The sequence below is a fragment of the Winogradskyella ursingii genome, from assembly GCF_013403975.1.
In the GTDB taxonomy this organism is placed as follows: Bacteria; Bacteroidota; Bacteroidia; order Flavobacteriales; family Flavobacteriaceae; genus Winogradskyella; species Winogradskyella ursingii.
Map to the genome: position 1 here is coordinate 335773 of NZ_JABFDH010000001.1, position 18435 is coordinate 354207.

General features: G+C 35.8%; 16 protein-coding genes. 3 read left to right on the top strand and 13 right to left on the bottom strand.

Features of this window, described 5'->3' with window-relative positions; all coding sequences use genetic code 11:
• Positions 1-8: 8 nt before the first annotated feature.
• Genes HM983_RS01600 through HM983_RS01610 form a run of 3 tightly spaced genes read right to left on the bottom strand, consistent with a single transcriptional unit; the run spans position 9 to position 3841 of the window.
• The gene (locus HM983_RS01600; RefSeq protein WP_115122631.1) at positions 9-851 is read right to left on the bottom strand and encodes a hypothetical protein; all 843 of its coding nucleotides are present in this window, start codon (positions 849-851) and stop codon (positions 9-11) included.
• 1 nt (position 852) lies between these two features.
• Positions 853-1434 carry a conjugal transfer protein gene (locus HM983_RS01605; protein WP_115122632.1) on the bottom strand — a complete coding sequence of 194 codons (582 nt, stop codon included), beginning with the start codon at positions 1432-1434 and terminating at the stop codon, positions 853-855.
• A gap of 4 nt (positions 1435-1438) precedes the next feature.
• Positions 1439-3841, bottom strand: a complete 2403-nt coding sequence (locus HM983_RS01610; protein ID WP_115122633.1) for a TraG family conjugative transposon ATPase — start codon at positions 3839-3841, stop codon at positions 1439-1441.
• Positions 3842-3870: 29 nt separating this feature from the next.
• Here HM983_RS01610 and HM983_RS16010 point away from each other — a divergent pair, with 29 nt between their 5' ends.
• Positions 3871-4095 (top strand): hypothetical protein, encoded by a 225-nt coding sequence (locus HM983_RS16010; protein WP_179343520.1) that lies wholly within the window; start codon positions 3871-3873, stop codon positions 4093-4095.
• Positions 4096-4113: 18 nt separating this feature from the next.
• On the opposite strand, the gene HM983_RS01620 is transcribed toward HM983_RS16010, so the two are convergent.
• The gene (locus HM983_RS01620; RefSeq protein ID WP_115122635.1) at positions 4114-4401 is read right to left on the bottom strand and encodes a hypothetical protein; all 288 of its coding nucleotides are present in this window, start codon (positions 4399-4401) and stop codon (positions 4114-4116) included.
• 189 nt (positions 4402-4590) lie between these two features.
• On the opposite strand from HM983_RS01620, the gene HM983_RS01625 reads away from it, so the two are divergent.
• Together HM983_RS01625 and HM983_RS01630 are read left to right on the top strand one after the other, a co-directional pair.
• Positions 4591-5229: an N-acetylmuramoyl-L-alanine amidase family protein gene (locus tag HM983_RS01625; protein ID WP_115122636.1), complete on the top strand. Its 639-nt coding sequence runs from the start codon at positions 4591-4593 to the stop codon at positions 5227-5229.
• Between the two features lie 210 nt (positions 5230-5439).
• On the top strand, positions 5440-6570 hold the full coding sequence (locus HM983_RS01630) for a cysteine desulfurase family protein (protein WP_115122637.1): 1131 nt from the start codon (positions 5440-5442) through the stop codon (positions 6568-6570).
• Here the strand turns inward: HM983_RS01630 and HM983_RS01635 are convergent.
• The 9 genes from HM983_RS01635 to HM983_RS01675 form a co-directional block, all read right to left on the bottom strand.
• Positions 6551-7003, bottom strand: a complete 453-nt coding sequence (locus HM983_RS01635; RefSeq protein ID WP_115122638.1) for a hypothetical protein — start codon at positions 7001-7003, stop codon at positions 6551-6553. The genes HM983_RS01630 and HM983_RS01635 overlap by 20 nt on opposite strands.
• A complete protein-coding gene (locus HM983_RS01640; protein ID WP_115122639.1) occupies positions 6996-8765 on the bottom strand; it encodes an ATP-binding protein in 1770 nt (589 codons plus the stop codon). The genes HM983_RS01635 and HM983_RS01640 overlap by 8 nt, the downstream gene beginning before the upstream one ends.
• A gap of 11 nt (positions 8766-8776) precedes the next feature.
• Positions 8777-9907, bottom strand: coding sequence for a phosphoadenosine phosphosulfate reductase family protein (locus HM983_RS01645; RefSeq protein ID WP_115122640.1), 1131 nt, complete (start codon positions 9905-9907; stop codon positions 8777-8779).
• Positions 9897-13121, bottom strand: coding sequence for an ATP-binding protein (locus tag HM983_RS01650; protein WP_179343522.1), 3225 nt, complete (start codon positions 13119-13121; stop codon positions 9897-9899). Before HM983_RS01650 ends, HM983_RS01645 begins: the two co-directional genes overlap by 11 nt.
• Positions 13114-13977 carry a DUF4007 family protein gene (locus HM983_RS01655; RefSeq protein ID WP_115122642.1) on the bottom strand — a complete coding sequence of 288 codons (864 nt, stop codon included), beginning with the start codon at positions 13975-13977 and terminating at the stop codon, positions 13114-13116. The genes HM983_RS01650 and HM983_RS01655 overlap by 8 nt, the downstream gene beginning before the upstream one ends.
• Positions 13970-14290: a helix-turn-helix domain-containing protein gene (locus HM983_RS01660; protein ID WP_211308896.1), complete on the bottom strand. Its 321-nt coding sequence runs from the start codon at positions 14288-14290 to the stop codon at positions 13970-13972. Before HM983_RS01660 ends, HM983_RS01655 begins: the two co-directional genes overlap by 8 nt.
• Before the next feature lie 135 nt (positions 14291-14425).
• Complete coding sequence (locus HM983_RS01665) at positions 14426-16924, bottom strand: hypothetical protein (RefSeq protein ID WP_218841798.1); 2499 nt, start codon at positions 16922-16924, stop codon at positions 14426-14428.
• 111 nt (positions 16925-17035) lie between these two features.
• Positions 17036-17698, bottom strand: coding sequence for an ATPase (locus HM983_RS01670; protein WP_179343524.1), 663 nt, complete (start codon positions 17696-17698; stop codon positions 17036-17038).
• The gene (locus tag HM983_RS01675; RefSeq protein WP_179343526.1) at positions 17682-18434 is read right to left on the bottom strand and encodes a hypothetical protein; all 753 of its coding nucleotides are present in this window, start codon (positions 18432-18434) and stop codon (positions 17682-17684) included. Before HM983_RS01675 ends, HM983_RS01670 begins: the two co-directional genes overlap by 17 nt.
• Position 18435 lies beyond the last annotated feature (1 nt).

An 18435-nucleotide genomic window follows, 5' to 3' on the forward strand; every position in this document is an offset into this window, starting at 1 on the left:
AATCTATCTTAGGCCGTAAATAATCTGAGGGTAAAGGATGTGGCACGTTTGTACAATTTGAATTTCAGGAACACAATGAACCCTACCGACCCTAATTGGACCACAGGTGCAAAAAAACCGCTACCTACATCCGTTCCAAACAAGTTGACCCAGAAATTGGTGTTAATTTCGGTATATAGCGCGTTTACAAAAACATTGACCAGGAAGAACGCTGGTACGAGCATATATACCGCAGCATACAATTTGAAAAACGTATAGGCCAATGAGCGGAACTTTTCAAAGACTGCAAGGCTAATGACCAATGGAAAAAAAGCTTGCATTATTCCCAAGAGGAAGAATCGTTCAGCCAAGAATAGCGGATAAATAAATAAATCTAAAATCCACAGTATAATACCAATGATAAAAGCAAGTATTTTGAATCCATATAGTGGTGTCACCAAAGCTTCATAAAGCAATGTCATTGCATTTTTAGCAGCATCTATTAGGTTCACGTCCTCTTCTATGGGAATGTCTTGCATCTGTAAGGGCAACAATGCTGGTGCTGTGCCTCTATATTGCCCTTCAATAGCGACTAAAATACCATCGAAAAAACCCAATACCTGCGTTGAGAATATGACCAAAATAACGATGGCAAAATTCTTGACCAATTCACCAGGACTTAATCCCCAAGTGTAACCGTCCTTATCTGCAATGCCTTCATTGTACTTTTTAAGAATGTTGACCAAAAAGAACAGGACAGCGAGCGTTTTCATCCCGGCAATGGTGTATTGCGAAAAGTCGCTGGCCTGTATGGTCTGGAAAACGGTATCGATATATTCCAGTCCGATTCCTAAGAGAATGGTCGCCGTCATTTTAATATTCGGTTTCTCGATTATTAATTTTATCCTGCATTTTTCTAAAGGAAATGATATCCTTATATCTTCTTGTCTTTGTGGTGATGTTGACAACCATTTCTTTTGATTCCAGTTCTTTTGCTTTAAGAATTTCAGCACGTTCGGCATCGCTCATTTTTAGGTAATCGCTGGATAGGACTTCGTCTATAAAATCTACTGTGTCTAACGAGTTTTGTACTATGGCGTCAAACGATTCCACAACCCTTGAAACTTCATCGGGTTTGATGTAGGGCGAATTCAAAATATCCTGCAAATCATTTTGCATTACGTTGATAAGACGCTGATTATTCTGTCCAATTTCCTCAACTGCTCTCAGTTGCTCAACAACGCTTGATACTTTCTCTATTGCCTCTTTTGCATCTTTCAAGAATTTTACAGACTTAATCATCTGAGCTGTCTGTTTACCTGATTCTATAAGTTGTTTTACCAAACTGATAAAATTTGTATTATCGTAAGTAGGCATTCCTTGGGCGGTTGCTTTGCCTGACATAAATAAGGTCAATACTACCGTTGCTACTAAAATTTTGATTTTTGTCTTCATAATATTATGTTTTAGATGTGAATTGAATTATTGCTTTTTGCATATCGTGATGCTCGCTGTAGAGCTTCATTATTTCCTCGTTTTCTTTTCCATCGGTCAGATAAGCGGCATAAACTTCATTCGGAACTTCAAGACGGAAAATGTTACTTTCCCTACCGATTTTAATAAACATTTCGGTGTACTTCCGTGGTCCGGAAAGGTTGTTTTTGATGGACTTTAATTGGTTTAAATCGTGACTGGATAGATTGAGCCTTTTGACCAATTCGTCATAGCCTTTTTCATTGTTTAAGCTATAAATGACTTGGGTGTTCTCTAATATGCTTGCGGAAGTTGAGTTGTTAGGCAATTGATTAATGGATTGTAGAATAATCCCAATCGCACCGTTTTGTTTACGAATAGCTTGATAGTAAAATTCTACACTTTCCAATACATTTTCAAACTTCAATTGCTTGGCAAACTCATCGAAAAGGATGATTCCTTTTTCGGCTCTGTTTTTCCAAATGGTTCGTTGGATAGCGGATTTGATGAGCTTGAGCATTACGGACAAGATTTCCTTGTTGTCCTTGACTTCATCCAGTTCAAAAACAATCAATCGCTTATCCTCGATTTTATAAGTTTGGTCCTCGCTTACTTCAAAAAGGAAGCTATATAGACCATCACCGACATATTCGGACATTACGTGCAAAAAGCTCGTGACATTGAAATAGTCGGGATGGATTTTTAAGGTGTCCAGAAGGTCTTTCTGATTCCTTTCTATAAAACTGTAAAAACCGTCTAACGAGTGATTTTCTGAAGTGCTTTCGTAGTAATGGCGCAGTATCTTTTTAACCGATACCGATTGTGCTTTAGTCACTTTTAAATCTGAAGCAAACAGCTCAAACAAAAAAACGGATAGGTCTTCCAGTCGCTCAGGTGTCAGGTCATTTGTATCACTTATGTAAAAAGGGTTGATGCCTAAGTTCTTTCCGCTTTCGTAGCGAAGCACCGTGTATTTTTCGGGATAGAGTTTGGCAAACTTGGTGTATGAGCCACCCAAATCAATGATGACCAAGCGAACACCACTTTCAAAATATTGGCGCAGTATGTTGTTTGCCAAAAAGGATTTCCCTTCGCCTGTTGGTGCAAAAATGGCAAAGTTTCTTGCCTTAATTCTTTTCTTCTTTTCATCCCAAACATCTTTCAGAACAGGAATGTTATGCTCGCGGTCATTAAAGATAATTCCGGTGTTATCACTTTTGTAATTGGTGTTATTGATGAACAGGCAAAGCGCGTGTTTTAAATCGGTTACGTATAAATCATTGTTTGAGAAATTGGAAGAGAAACAGCAGTAACTATTAAGGATGTAATTCTTGCGTTCTTCGCCTCTCGGATAGTATGGTATGATATCCAGTTCTTTAAATTCAGTCTTTATTTTTGAAGTTATTTTATCGAGCTCTTTGGCTTCTTTTGCCCAGTACACGATATTGAGATGACCACGAATAATTCGGGCATTGTCATCAGCATTGATTTGGTCAAGGATGTGCTGAATTTTGCCAAGAACCACTTTATTCTGCGAACCGAAGTTGGAACTTTTGTTGAGTTCCTCAATCTTATTATCGAGCAGTTTACGCCACTTTTGTTTGTCATCTAAATAAAGGATTTGATTGACAATGTGATTCTCATTAAGCGTAAGCCCTAAGCCATCAATAAACCCTTGATGAAACACAAAATCGTCAGAAGTGAATTTCTCATTGGTTTTGCTACTTTGTACACTTTCGCCAAAGCACAGTTCGCTGTTGATGGCCAGGGCATCAAAATGGTTTTCGCCAATATTGACGCTTTTTTTGTCCAGTAAAATGTCAGTATCATAACCTTCATTAAAGCCATTGAAGTAGGCACTTGTTAGTTGTTGTATTTCTTCCGCTTTAAGCGAAATAAAATCCATCTTTCGGCTATTATTGATGAAAGAAACGGAATCGCTTACCGAGTTGGCGAAGCTATTGATATTATCATCCAGTTCCTGTACGATTCCCTTTGAAACCTTTCGGAACGGATTGACATATTTAGGATTGTTTAGAGCCTTATTTTTGGTCAAGATGAAGAACAAATAACAGCTATGTTCGATATGTTCACGACCTTTAAAATGCTCGTGGGTAGCCTTTTCCAAAAAGGTTGAATTCGGAAGTTGTTCTGAAGTATATGATTTCTTGAGGTAGATATCCTGCTTGTGAACCACAGTACCAACAGGCAATGACTTCAACGCCTGAAACCAAGCACCGTGTATATCCTCAAAATCCTTTTCAGATAAGGAATAGATTTCTGGTAGATTTCCTCTGTAGCACAGAATAACATTGCCATTATTGGCAAATACGATATTGTTCTGAATATCTACGATGGGTTGATATGCCGAAAGGTTAATCTTGTTCATAATCGAAGCCAGAGTTTCTTTTGTTACTAATGATTTGCGGAAATGCCTTTGCCATTTGGAATAGCTGCGGATTGTGGGCTATTCTTGTCAGCGCCACATATAGGGAAGCATTGAACACCAATACACCTATTATTATCCCAAAGCTGAATGAGAATATGATGATGAGCAAAGAAGCCAAAATAGAAACCATCATCAAGGCAAACAGGGAAATGGGCAATCCAAAAATGACCGCCCTTTTCCTGATATTTTTATAGACCTCGAAGCGTTTCATCTTAAACAACGATTCCTATTAAGTATGTGAAGATGCCTACAACTGCGCCAGCAATTAAAACAAATACAAGTACTCTGGTAATCCCTTTTTTAAGGTCAGCATTTTCGCCAAAGAAATGTCCTGCATTAAATAGGAAGCCTACCAAGAAGATGACACCCAATAAAATGGGAAAAATGGTTCTGATGGTATCGCCTACATCGTTAACTGAATCTTCAATACCACCAATTTGAGCAAAAAGCGAAGTGGATAAAAGCGAAAGAATAAATGCTAAATAGTGTGATTTTTTCATAACGGAACAGTTTAAATTTTTGGTTCATTTTCGTTATTGGAAATTTACATATATTTGAATATAAATAACTGAAAATCAAATATTTGTGAATAAAATATTATTTGATATTGTTTGAATTTCGTTGCTGTTATTTGGCATCAAATCCTATGGATTTTTGAAGTGAAGTTGTTGATAACCCGAAAATTGAAAATGAAAAATCTGCTCAAAAACGTCAGTTTTGTGATTTTACTTTTGAAAATGTGTTTCATTTTTGGACAAGAATCGACTGCTCAAAAACGAATAATAATTGACGTTGGACACGGCGGAAAAGATTCTGGTGCAATTGGCATAAATGGCATCCAAGAAAAGGATGTGGTTTTGTCAATTGCAAATGCCATTTCAAGGTTAAATAACAAATTGGAAAAACCACTCGACATTTATTTAACCAGGTATAGTGATACGCTTATTTCTTTATCTGACAGAACCAAGCTGGCCAAAGCCTTGAATGCTGATTTGTTTGTTTCGTTGCATTGCAATCATTCTGATAATCCAAATGCGAGAGGTGTTGAAGTTTTTGTAGCCGATAAATCATCCACATATAAAGACGATTCTACGTGGTTCGCTTTTCAAGTACAAGCTGCGCTTAATAAAGAATTGGGTTTTGAGAGTAGAGGTGTGAAGTTTGCCAATTTTCAGGTGTTAAAGGAAACAACAAACCATTTTCCATCTGTATTGGTAGAACTTGGATTTTTGAGTAATAATGATGAAGTAAACTATCTCGCCAATGATATTAACATAACGATGTTAGTATGGACTTTGTTTAAGTTTTTAACACAAATAGGCATATGAAAGAGATGTATACAGAAATTTTAAGAAATTTAAAAAGTACTATCGTTTTGTTTTTTAAAGAGATAAAATTAATTATAAAATCTTTGATGAAAAGAAACAGGTAGAATGCTATTTTAGAGTATTAAATTATTCCAGTACTAATTTAAAAAGATCTCTAATATCAGAAATAGATATTTATATTTTTAACTTTGCATTTATTAAAAGGGAAGAGTGAAAAAAGAACCAATTTATTTTGATTATGCGTCAACCACACCCGTAAAACAAGAAGTTTACGAGGCAATGTCCCCATACTTTCTTGATCATTATGGAAATGCATCTAGCAGTACTCACAGACACGGGTCAATAGCTTCTAACGCGATTGATAAAGCAAGAAATCAAATTTCTAAACTTGTAAACTGTAAAGAAAATGAGGTATTTTTTACTAGTGGTTCAACTGAAGCTATCAAGCTGGCCATAAGTCAAGTTTTCTACAACAGTTTAGATAAAGGAAACCACATAATTACATCAAAGGCAGAGCACAAAGCCGTTTTGGATACGTGCAAGGATTTGGAAAAAATCGGTGCTCAAGTAACCTATCTTGATGTAGATGACAACGGAAAAATAGATATAAATTTACTGCAACACAGTTTTGTTGAAGACACAATACTTGTGGCCTTAATGCACGTTAACAATGAAACCGGTGTGATTGCCGATATTGATGATATTGGTGCTATTTGCAAGAAGAAGAATGTTCTGTTTTTTACGGATGCAACTCAATCTTATGGAAAACTTCCGCTGAATTTCCAAGAGGAAAACATAGATTTATTATGCTTTAATGCCCATAAAATTTATGGGCCTAAAGGTATCGGTGGGTTATTGGTTAAAACAACAGCCAAAACAAAATCGAATGTATTGGTTAAGCAACTAATTGAATCGGTCAATTTAGGAACTTTAAATGTCCCAGGAATTGTTGGTTTAGGAAAGGCAAGTGAATTAGCAATGTTCGAGATGGATGCAGATTATAAAAAAATTCTAAACCTAAATACTCATTTACAACAAGAATTGCATCAATCTGAATTAGGGACAATTAATGCAATTTCAGTTAATAGAAGCCCATACATTATTAATGTTCAACTTTTAAATCAGGACGCCGAATCATTTATCTTAAAGAACAAAAATTCAGTCTCGGTGTCGATGGGTTCTGCCTGTAACTCTAGATTAATAGAACAATCTCACGTTCTTAAAAGTATGGACTTGAGTAAGGACAAGGCAGCTAGTAGCATCAGGATAAGCTTTGGAAGTCTCTCAACTCAGTCACAATTAGATATCTTGGTCAATGCTATTAAAAACGGGAATAGTTAGCCTCAAAAGAATTTACAATAGATGCAGCTAACTTTTTAATTCTTGAATTTCCAGTTCTTGGACTCAATCTTACCCAAGAAATAACATCAAAAGTAGGATTGAGTTTTCCGCGCAATAATATAAGTTCTTTCTGCACAAGGTATTCTACTGCCTCTCTATAGGATTTTTCAACTGAGGTAAATTCTCTTGTTTTTGGTAAAGGAAATGATAAGAGAAGGATGTCATCAACATCATTGACCTCATACCCTCGTGTTTCAACAAATCGTTTTCGTAAGGTTCCCTTTCTGTTAAAATGGGCACCAGCTCTGCCTATTGTGCCCGTATAGCTATTAGTCATCCCTACATAAACGATTTTATGTTTTTTGGAAAGCCAAATATAGATATAGGCTTGGTCGGCACCGTTGAATGCACCGAAGATACTAGTCTCAAGCATACTTTTCGTCACTGTAATTTGGTGGCAAATCGTTCTCTAGTTTTCTACACATATTGGCAAGAAATTCTGATACTATCCTTCTGGACTCTCGCAAAATAACTTTAAGGTCGTCATACTCATATTTTCCAATATTTTTGTATGCATATAGTTCAGAATCGGCAAACTGAAGCATCATTAAATCAAATAGAATCTGTAAATCTCTGTTCTCTGCATTATCCTCATAGATTAATCTTGCAAACCGGTGAATTTTATTAATCCTTACACAATTACCTAAATCGGTATCATAGTAAGGTTCCCAAAGCAGATTGTCTTCAACAGAAGATACCCTGAATATTTTAGTGAGGTTAGCGTTCTTTTCGCCTTTAATGGCCTCTTCCTTTTCGTCTTCTGTATAGTCATCGTCAACAGTATCGTCCACTTCTTCACCCTTATCCTCTTTCATCATTTTAATTATCCACTTGATTTTTGAGGTCATATCATCGGTTATCGCCTTTAATCGTTCTAAGGCTATTTCCTCATCAGGTAGGTCATCACCTGGCAGAATCTCTATCTGCTCGAATTCATCTAAGAGCTTATTTGCGATTTCATTAGGTGCTTTATTTATAATGTCACGACTAATCTTTCCGGCATTTTTCCAAGCTGCTTTGCTTTTGCTTTTGGCTTCTTTGGTAAAATCGCTTATGTTTCTAAATGCCTCTTCAGAAAGAGTCAGCGAAGATTTTTTTACATCAATATTGAAGAAATCATCCGCCTCGTCATTGATCAGTATCCTTCCCCTAAAAGCATAAAAATCTTGGTCGTACGGGATGATGCCTTGTAGGTTAGAAGCCCAGGATATGAGCCTTTTATTTCTGTACACATAAAAACCGTAATTACCAGCCTCAATTAAATATCTTTCGCGTACTTCCTTGTCTCTTGATTCGCCTATATTTTTAATTCTATAGATAGGTGGATAGGGAAGTTGGGTAATTTCAATAGTTACATTTATTTTCAGTTCATCATCAAGAGTAAGCTCTTTTGGTTTTTCTATCCAACGTACTTCAGTTCCATCCCATTCATTTTCGTTCAAGTTTCCATTCTCGTTGGCTTCAGATACAAACAATGGGTCAATGGCATCAATCTTTTTATCACCAATGGTGATATTCACACCGCTTTCAGAAAGGAAATAGAAATAGATGACACCTACTTTGGTTTTTAATTCCTTAATGGTATTTCTAACACTTGGATGGTTGTTTAATCGAATGGCAGAAATAATGATGATGGTACCCTTGCCATCTTTTAGATAGGTTTCAATCAGTTCAGATTCATTCTCTTCAATTTCAGTCTTTTCAGCAAAATATTCTTTTGCTTCCATTACTTTTGGTAGAGAGACTTCGTACTTATTAAATCCTGTACCATCTGAAGAAATCACCTTTAGAACATCACCTTGCGAGAATGACGCTGATTTTAGGCCCAATCCAAACTTCGACAGCGATTTGTCATCATAATGATCATCTGTTGAACCGAGTTTCAATGCCTCTTCGATTGCACCTTCATCCATACCATCGCCATCATCTATAATAATATATTCCTTGACATTATTCCTCTTGTTATCGGAAAAGTCTTCGCGTTCTTTTTTGATTAAGAGGTTTATGTTGTTTGCATTAGCCCTTACAGAGTTGTCTATAATATCGCAAATGGCAGCAGAGGTTGTATAGCCAATTCTACTCAGTCCAAATAGAAGCCTACCGGCATCTATGGATAAATCGATTTTATCACTCATATACTTATTTTTTAAATGAAGCAACTGGCACAACCAAGGCCTTCTGCTTCAATAATTTCATCTTTCCAGCTGTTAGTGTTCCTTTTACTTAGCTGCCTTTTCATTCTCGTGAAATGTTCTTTCTTGATTGCTTGAACACGTTCGGGTTTGGATAGTTCCTCTAATGTTTCAGTATCCATCCAATTGTAACCATCCTTTTCATACTCTTTGGCTTTATCGAATAGGGCAGGGTGGTTTTCAAGTAGCCAGACCCATTCTATTTTCTGTTGGTAAAAACAAAAAAAGCAACCAGACCTGCTACGTGAGTAAGTGCCGGTTTCTATTTTACCGTCAATTTCTACTTGGTATGATTTTTTTATGTAGTATGCGGGTATACCAACACCACTGTCATCGAGTATTTTGAAAATGTCATCCAATACTAAAACTTCATCATTCTCTATTAAAGGGAAATCGTCCAAAAGCGCTATGGGATAATCAGTATTTTCTTTTAGATAATGAAAAACAACTTGATTGAATAATTTGACATCACTGTTTAGAAGGAATTCTAATTTTTGCCCTTGTCTAAAGTTTGGCGAAATAGCCTGGTTGACTCTCTTGAGTATATCTTCTTTTAAATGGTTTGGACTATGACTGTCGTAAAGTCTTGCAACTTTTGAAATATTCTTATTGGCTAGAACTTCTTTTATAACATCTTCACTCCAGATGTTTTTTCTGAACGGAAAAATAGATTGAACGTTGGTTTTTTTAGATATGTAACCCTCTCTGTTTTCATCCCCTCGAATCCCTACATATGATATTGTGGGCTCATCACCTATGTATTTCTCAAAGGGTTCTAATTTTAGCTTTTTTGTGCACCATCTTGCAGTTGATGAGGGAAGATATCCGCCATATTCGGCCAAGAAATGATCAAATGTAGTTTTGTAAGGGGTCTCTTTTTCTGGTTCAACAGCAAAAATTGTTTTAATGTCCTTGCCCAATTTACTGTTCAGGGCTTCCACAAGTTCATACGTTTCTTTTAACTCTTTACCTGTGTCACAAGAATAATACTCTACATCTAAATTGGGATATAGCTTCTTGAGATAAAGCGCTAAGGCAGCACTATCTTTTCCGCCTGAGATACCAAGTACGTGTTTAACTTTCATAGTGCAAATTTTTTAAATATCTAATAATAGCAGCTGTGCTCAATTTGTCATTTTTGGACAATACCTTGGTCAAATCTTTCTGTAGTTTTGAAACGTGCTTTTCGTCTGAAGAGCTTAAAACAATATTTTGCTTTACCGTTTTGCCAGAAACATCTGTGAGTTGGAACTGTACCACTTCATTGTTTACATTATCATCTGCTAAAGAATGTAGCTCTAATAGATTGTCTAAGCTTGAAAATACTTTTCTCGTATTATCCATTAATAGTGCTTCGTCCTCATCATTCATTTTTTCGATGGATTTGCCAAGTATAACATCAGCAATGGATTTTAACCAAGAATCACGTTCGTCTAGTTTAGACATTATGCGGTTAAGGAAGACCTTTTCCTTTTGAATCAATAAATGCGGTTTTAAAGACTTATAACGCGCTTGAATTTTGCCTTTGTAAGTATTGAAATTGTTACTATTCAAGTTTAAAGAGTCACATATACACTCTTCAAATCTGTTTAACAACCCATCGTAGGCAACTCGTATTTCATTTATGGAATCGTTTAAACGCTCAATAAAATTATTTAGGACTTGAGCATCATTTTCTTCGAGGTTAATGTTTTTGTAGCCCAATCCTTTAGGGATTTCTGACAATAGTGCATTCTCTGGGTCTTTAGCGGAAGCAATGGCGTCCCTTAAACCTTTTGCCGATGGGCTTAACCGATTGGTTTTTTTAACGTATTCAGGAAGCGCATTGTAAAATGCAATGAAACTACTGAAAATAGAAATGAGTGAACTTTCGGGTTTATTGCTTGACGCATCAACACCCGTAATTTCTTTGTATTTATTAAAAAGGTTAAGCCGGACACCTTCAATTTTATATGATTTCAGTTCATAATCAGAAGGTTTTTTGTGTACAAGGTCAAGAACTTCACTTGTTAAATAAGGTACATATCCCGAAGCTTTATGAAACAGAGCGTAGTCCTGATTTTTGATTATTAGAAATATTGGAATCCAAAAGTCTATAAGCCCTTTTTTAAGCTTAAATGGCGCTTTAGATAGTGATTCGTATAGTTCAGACAAGTTTTTCTTAATATGTTTTGAATCCTCTAAGAAATTTTCACAATGTTCCCAAAGTGGTCTAAATGTAGCATCTGTAGGATCGGTTAGGATATACGTGTTGTTTTGAGCTCTGTGAATACCAGTCTCTTTTAAAAGCCCTAAATAAATAGACTTTTGTGGTGGAAACTTGCGGTCATCATAGTTTAAATTTTCCACTTCACTATGCTCAAGCAAATCTTTCAATAAATTTTTCCTTGCAGTTAAAACAGGGGTGCTTAAATATTCCTTGTTGACCATTTCATTCAAATATCGAGGTGTCGAGGAATACTCTTTTTTTGCTATTTGAGAGAGATTTCTGTTTAAGGATACTTTTGAGTCAATCTTAAGTTTTTTACCGTTGTAGAACCAGTCTGCATTAGATTTTTCATAAATGCCGTGCTCTAAAAGTTTTTGTAATTTTTGTACTTCGTAAGCCTTCTCTTCTGTTAGTATTTTCTTGACCACGTTGTCTTCTGAGTATTTTTGCAATACAAAATCCATCTTTTCAATCTCATAAATACAGGACTTTATAAACTCAAATTTTTTGAGGACTACGTATAGTTGTGCCAGTTTGTTGACGGTGTCATTTTTTAAGCTTTTAAGGTTCACATCTCTGCTAAGGATGATATGTACATAACCGTCAATTTCCCCTTCTGGTTTAATGTTTTCAATATGGTCGGATATGTTTACTTTAAAAAATCTCGGTGTGCCTATTTCAAAATAGGCTTCCTTTGCAAAGTGATATTTTTCTTTAAAGTAATGTTTGGTTTTTGTGGCAATATTGATAGCTGTATCGATATGGGAATTAGCATCTATCAATTCCTGCTCTATATCCACATCGGTACCGTCAATGAAGAAAAACTTATTACGATAATTATAGAACTTTATTATTTTTTGGCTGATTAGCTTCTCAATGTATTTCTCAGAATCAGGAATATTCAAAGCATATTTTCCATAATATTCTAAGAAATTTTTATCGAGCTTACCAAAAGACTTTGCGAATAAATTTACCAGACCTATGGTTTTTATGATTTTTGCCAAGTTCTCGTATCCAAAATCATTAATAGCTTCAGCTTTATCCAATGCCTTAACAATTGTGTTCCATTGAGGCTTATGAGGGTTTGAATATCGGTCTTCTAATTCGCTTGTTAAATGAAGCGTTAGATAATCAAACACATCGGCTACATTAAAAAAGGTGTGGCTGTCTTTGTCTATTTTATCAAAGAAAACCTGACTGTTTGCCAAGAAAGAGAATAGAGACCTTTCGTTTTGGCCATACTTTTGCAAAGTCTGAGCTAAGATATTTGCAGATAAAATATCGAATGGATAAAGCTTATTGGCTAAATCGTAATTCAACGTTTCTGAATTACTTACGAGCTTGCTCTCGTTTATTTTATTGAACAAATCCTCAAACCCAATGTCTTTTGGTCTTTCAATTTCAAGGTCTTCTATTCTGGCTGATGCCAAATAAAGTAACTGTTCAATAGGTTCATCAAACGAGATATCAATTAGTCTTCCTTTTACCTTATCCCATTCGTTCTTTTGGTTTTGAGATAAATCATTGGCATAGGAACCGAAGTTTTGATGAAGCGTTGTAATTAAAATAATATTTCTATTGGAATCATTTGCCAACTCAGCTAACTGTTGTATAAAGTACAATTCGCTATCGGGATTGTGTTTGGCTGCATATTCAAGAAATTTACCGAACTCATCAATCAGTACAACTAATATTTCATCTTTTTTTCTAAGCGATGCGGCTCTTTTACTTATTGTGTCGATTAGATCCGAGTTGGATGTGTTTTCCTTAAGCTTAAAAGATTTTTTTAATACTTCTGTTAAAGGCGAAGCTTCCCCAATAATTTTTAAAAATGAAAACTTTTCAAATCCTTTGAATTGCCCATTAAGATTAGCAAAGTAGGGCTTTTTGTCTTTGAGGTTTTTTTCTAAAGCCCAAAGGAAGCTGGACTTTCCTGTACCATAAGAACCAATAATATTAAATGAGTGATGTCCTTGCTGAAACCCAGTCACTATTCTTTCGAAAACATTTTTTGCGTTGGGTGTAACAACGTAATTGATATCATTTACGACATCACGTTCAATGTTTGTGGATGTTGTAAATTTATGCATCGTAATATTGCTCTAATATATCCCACTTATTAGGGATATTTTTGATTTGTAATTCTTTTCTTCCTGCATCCTTCTTATAAACAACGTCCTTAAAGGCTTCTGATATTTCCTGTATCTTGAGTTCCGTGCCTTCAGAAGAACAGGCGAATACATCACCTATTTTGTTATGTATTTCATCAAAGCTTATAGAGTTAAGTTTTGGGAATTTATCTAAGATTAAGAAGTAAAATATTTCTTTAGCTATCTCAGGTCTTTCACTCACTTTTAATTGAAATACGGAACCTTCCTCATTATCGGTGACTTTAGTGATTAAATTAAGGTCAATGAAGATGGATGATAAATCATCTTCCATATCCTTTATATTCTTATCGGCTAAATAATAGGTCTTTATAAATACTTTGATGTCATTCTTCAAAGAGTTTTCAGCAATCGACGTTTGACGGTTACTGGCTGCCCTAAGTAAATATCTAAGTAGTTGTTGAGTGGTAAATTGTGAATTAACCCTGCTTTTTCTGAATTCTTTAAAAACTAAAGAGAAAATAGACGCTAAATTGGTGTCTAACAGCTTATAATGCAATAACCATAAGGTGCCTTCATACTCTAAAAGTGGGTCATATCCCGTATTGCTATCAAAAATTTTATTGGCAAAACCCGTTGTTTGACCTTCTTGAGTTTTTATACCGAAAGCCTTCAGCCAAAAATTAATGGACATTACCATATTTTTACCAACACCTAAAGCAGTTACGGCATCAGGATTTTTGAAAGACTGACCCGTAGAAAGATAGTCGTAGCCCTTCTTCAACCAAAAATGGCGACAGTGAAATGTTTCGTGTCCTGTGAATGTTAGTTTATTCATTTATTTTCGATTCACCGTTTTTATTCTTTAAATACTTCAATTTGTCTTTACATTCAACCAAGATACTCTCTGGATTTTCTTCTTCTAAAAGGGAAAACACCACCTTATCGGTTAAATATCTTTTTTCCAATTCAGATAATGAAACATCATAAAATGAAGCAAAGTTTGAAAGTAGTCCTCTTTTGGGAAGCCTTTCATTTCTCTCGTATTTACCAAGTGTGGATTGGTCTATATCTACCGCAGCCGCAACTTTTCTTATAGGTAGATTCTTCAATTCCCTCAGTGTTCTGAGATATTCACCCAATGTTTCCATCGTTGTTGAATTTTATTTTAGAGACAAAAATTGTCCTTACAAAAATAGGATTATTTAAACCATTAACAACTATTGCGACGGGTAATAGTGACTTTATTTTTACGCTACAGAAATTGGGCAGAAAAATGTTAAATTTTAATCGCCAATTCCTTGCATCATTGCTTCCATCCCGCCAAAATTTAAAATAAAGGTTGAGTAGTAATGGTCAAACAAATCCTTAAGGTATTGGCCCAAATCAACGTGTTCTAAATCATCTTTACCTTCTACTTTTTGCCTGATTTCATAACCTCTATTTTTGCTTATAGTGTAAAGAAATAAGGTGTGAAAATATACTGAGGTGTAATATTTTCGGTTAGCAAGTTCTAATTGCTCGTGGTTGATATTCCTTTCTTTCGACTTGAAGTTTTTCAATACAGTACTGTCCATATTGATGAAAATGCGATTAAGTAAGTCCCCTTCAGCATCCGGAATCATAACCGTTGAATAATCTACATCAAGGCTTGTGGCTTCTTCAACAGCTGCCCAAGTAACGTCTGTATCAGAATTTACATCTACGTTCTTGTACATAAAAACCAACTTTGGTAATCCCAATAAATCATTATCACTTTCCTTTTTAGGTGCTTCGTCTTTTGGTTTATTATTGTCGGCAATTTTAACCCAAAACAATTCCTCTATGTCACCATTAGGTGATGATAGACTTGCTTTTATTTGAACGCTATCGCCAACGTTTAATTCATCTTTGGGATTAAGAGAGATTCTTATTTTTCCTTTATTGGGGCTACTTTTTACAACGTTAAAAACTTCATCTATTTCTTTTGGTTCACCAGGTCTATTTCCGCCATTAGAATCGTTTGGTTTTATATTGAGCACACTGACCCTTAAATCCCCGGGTTCTTCAATTCTATCAAAATAGTCGTTAGCTACATCTGTGGAAAAGCGAATGGACTTTTCACCGTTGAGTGGTATTGCTGCAGCTTCTTTTTCATTGTTATTATTAGCATCAATTTGAAAAAATGATGGAAACCTTTTAGGTTCAAAAGGTGTGGGTTCTTTTACAGTAGAAGTACGTTTCTTTTGTCCTTCAGTTTTTTTATCCTTTTTAATGTCGAGCTTAAACGTTTGGTTTAGCAATTTTGCCAATTCTGAATCAAGGGGTAGATTCTTTGTAAAGCTTTTTAGTAAATCACTCGTATTTGAGGACGTGTCAATATCCACTGCTTGTTTTCGACGCTTTTCTATCTCTGCCAACCTTCCATCTTTCGCGCTTAGTTTTTTAGCCAGATAACTTCTTAGAAATTGGGTTTCGTCACCATCTTTTAGTCTGTCGCGAGAGGCCATAAATAATTCCTTGCGAAAGTTATATTTCATTTCTGTGCAATCCACGTGAATAAGTAAGTGACTCTTAAGAAGATTGAGCTTCAATGAGCGTGTTATAAACTCAGCAGTATAATGTCCGTGGGTTTGACCATTAAGTGAGAACATAACTGACATTGAATTTTTAAAATACCTGTTCTGTATGACTTTTTTAGTTCTCTTGAGGTCGTAATCCTTTACCTTGGTTTTGAAAACGTAGCAGGACACTTTCATCTTTCCGAAGACATCATCTGAAAAGTTCTCTGAAAAGCTTTCGTCCAAATATTCGGATTCCTCAGCTGCCAAACGTCTTTTTAATCCAAACAGGTCATTGTCAAGAACTTTATTGTTCGGGTAACGCTCTGCTGTATCAACCGTTAAGATTGGTAGTGCCGGTTGAAACAAAAATTCATTGACACTTTGGTTCAAATCTTGGGCAAAACCAGAATAGCCTTTAGGAAATTGATACGAATAGAGTTTTAATATGGTGCCAGTTTCAAATTGACGATTGTTAAGTCCAAGGTCTAATTTCGTTATTGTAAAAGATGGGATTTTTCCATCAATAAGTAAATATTCGTACCAGGTTTCTTTTGCTTGGTCAGATTCTTTTTTAGGATGCTCACGTACCAAGGTAAATCCAAAATCACCATCATTAGTGTAACGCTTTGAAGCAATGAGCTGATATCTTTTCTTTCCACAGAATACAATGGCACCGCTTCCGCCCATATTATATTTACCCTGTACGAAGTGAATATCATTTTTATTACCTCGAAGTAGTGAGAGGAAGGTGTCCTCGAAGTTTTCTGGGTGCTGACCTTCACCGTTATCATAGACAATTACCGATGTTGGATGTTGGTTCCGCTGGTTCCGTGGTCCCTTTCCGTCAGCAATAATTTGAATGTTCTCAGCTTGTTTTTTGCGAAATGAAGGTAAATCCCAATTATTTTCTGGATAAAATCTTTGAATAGCCTCGTCCATAGTTCTTGGTGCAACATCAGATTTTGGGTCAATTCCTGAAAGAATACATTCTTTGGTAAGTATAGCATCTATGGCGTTGGTTACTTTTTCTATTAAAGCAGCAATGGGGCTTGACTGTTGGTTTTTTACTACACCATAATTACTAAAATTTCCACCAAGTGGTTTCCAGTTTGAGTCATCAAATATTGAATGGTAAGTGTTGATAATATTTATTAAATCACTCTCGTCTTTTGCTTGATATAGTTTAAAGAAAAGTTCTTGATGATCAATTTTTTTTGAAGTTTGGTCGAATAGATCCGTCATATTAAATTAAAAATTTTAAGCTTCTAATATAGCGAAATCGAATACTCGCAAAAATAGTTTTCAATTATTTCTAAATAGTTTGGTAATTTTTAAGCTCTATTATTGCATAATTCACTTCCTCTTGTCCCCAGCTTTTGTATCAAAAGCAATCAAATTAAACAGTTCACGCATTCGGCTACGTACACGGTTGCCATAACGTTCTTCCAGTTCTTCGGCATTGAGGTTTGTGGTGGCGTGGGTTTTTATTTTATGTTTGGTTTGTAAGTAAAGCTCGTATCGGGATAAGAGCACTTCGCCCATTACGTTCAGATCCTTTCCATAGAATCTGCCAAAGGGTTCCACACCCAAATCATCAAAACAGTAAAATTTGGTGTTACCATATTCTTCGACTGTTTTAAAACCTAAATGATTAAAGCTGAAGGTTACGTTCCGGCAAGGAATCATTTCGTAAGGACGTTGCAATGGCACCAAATGACGCAGTAATTTCATTAAACTGGTCTTTCCGCATCCAACGGGTCCAGAAAGCAAAATGCCTTTGTCAATGTCAATACCGTAAGTCTCACAGTTGTCTTTGTCTTTGATGAAGTAGGAACAGAGCTTCAGTAAAATATCTTTATCCTCATCGTAAATCCTGAATCTTTTACCAAACAACAGTTTGCCCTTTGCATTCAAGTAAATCAAGATTTTTGGAAAATCGTAGAGGACGTTTTTTCCATCAAACTTGCCCAACGAATATTCTACGCCACCTTCAGTAATTTTAGAGGGGTTGTCCATAGTCTTTGTCTTTAGTGGTTCGCAAGTTGTCCTTGATTTGGGACGCTTGTTTTTTGTTTGATTCGTTTTCTTTGTTGTATAATTCGGTTCTGTCCATCCAATTTGTGGCTAATGAACGCCAATCACGAATAGGTTTGCCATCGCTTGTTTGCCACTCACGTTCTGCATAGTGCTCATAGAATTTTTCAGCTTCATCGGCATCAAACCCTTTTTCTTCAAAAAATAAAATAACGGCCTGTCTGCCCTTTGGCTGTTTTATATAGTTTTCTTGTTTGATATTGTTTGTAGTAGATACCAATGCTTGTCCACCTATGGGACGGTGTTGGTTTACAACCTGTCCATTTTTGGGATGGTGGTGTCCCTCAAGCGGTACACCTCTGGGAAGGTACTGTTCCGCAAGCTGTTCTAATATGGGATTATACTGTCCCACAAGTGGTTCATCACTTGTCCCGATAATGGACATCTTTATTTTGCTGCCTTTGTATGGATTGTTGGAAGGGAAATAAGAAAGGTATTGCCAAGAATCCAGTTCCACAATACATCTATGGTATGTGGATTTTGAACCTATTTTGGCACATCGCATTAAATCCCTGCGGTTCACGTAAAACTCATCCATAAATCGGCAACTGTTCCATTCTTGGAACAGCGCCATATACAGGCTGATATGCGATGGATTAAGGCGGTTATCAAAATAGAACTTCTCAAAAGCCGCATTAAGTAGCTTTATATAGTTCATC

Bases quoted from the DNA above. Each gene is read 5' to 3' on its own strand.
- HM983_RS01600 (WP_115122631.1), bottom strand. From the start codon at position 851: ATGACGGCGACCATTCTCTTAGGAATCGGACTGGAATATATCGATACC.
- HM983_RS01605 (WP_115122632.1), bottom strand. From the start codon at position 1,434: ATGAAGACAAAAATCAAAATTTTAGTAGCAACGGTAGTATTGACCTTA.
- HM983_RS01610 (WP_115122633.1), bottom strand. From the start codon at position 3,841: ATGAACAAGATTAACCTTTCGGCATATCAACCCATCGTAGATATTCAG.
- HM983_RS16010 (WP_179343520.1), top strand. From the start codon at position 3,871: ATGATTTGCGGAAATGCCTTTGCCATTTGGAATAGCTGCGGATTGTGG.
- HM983_RS01620 (WP_115122635.1), bottom strand. From the start codon at position 4,401: ATGAAAAAATCACACTATTTAGCATTTATTCTTTCGCTTTTATCCACT.
- HM983_RS01625 (WP_115122636.1), top strand. From the start codon at position 4,591: ATGAAAAATCTGCTCAAAAACGTCAGTTTTGTGATTTTACTTTTGAAA.
- HM983_RS01635 (WP_115122638.1), bottom strand. From the start codon at position 7,003: ATGCTTGAGACTAGTATCTTCGGTGCATTCAACGGTGCCGACCAAGCC.
- HM983_RS01640 (WP_115122639.1), bottom strand. From the start codon at position 8,765: ATGAGTGATAAAATCGATTTATCCATAGATGCCGGTAGGCTTCTATTT.
- HM983_RS01645 (WP_115122640.1), bottom strand. From the start codon at position 9,907: ATGAAAGTTAAACACGTACTTGGTATCTCAGGCGGAAAAGATAGTGCT.
- HM983_RS01650 (WP_179343522.1), bottom strand. From the start codon at position 13,121: ATGCATAAATTTACAACATCCACAAACATTGAACGTGATGTCGTAAAT.
- HM983_RS01655 (WP_115122642.1), bottom strand. From the start codon at position 13,977: ATGAATAAACTAACATTCACAGGACACGAAACATTTCACTGTCGCCAT.
- HM983_RS01660 (WP_211308896.1), bottom strand. From the start codon at position 14,290: ATGGAAACATTGGGTGAATATCTCAGAACACTGAGGGAATTGAAGAAT.
- HM983_RS01665 (WP_218841798.1), bottom strand. From the start codon at position 16,924: ATGACGGATCTATTCGACCAAACTTCAAAAAAAATTGATCATCAAGAA.
- HM983_RS01670 (WP_179343524.1), bottom strand. From the start codon at position 17,698: ATGGACAACCCCTCTAAAATTACTGAAGGTGGCGTAGAATATTCGTTG.
- HM983_RS01675 (WP_179343526.1), bottom strand. From the start codon at position 18,434: ATGAACTATATAAAGCTACTTAATGCGGCTTTTGAGAAGTTCTATTTT.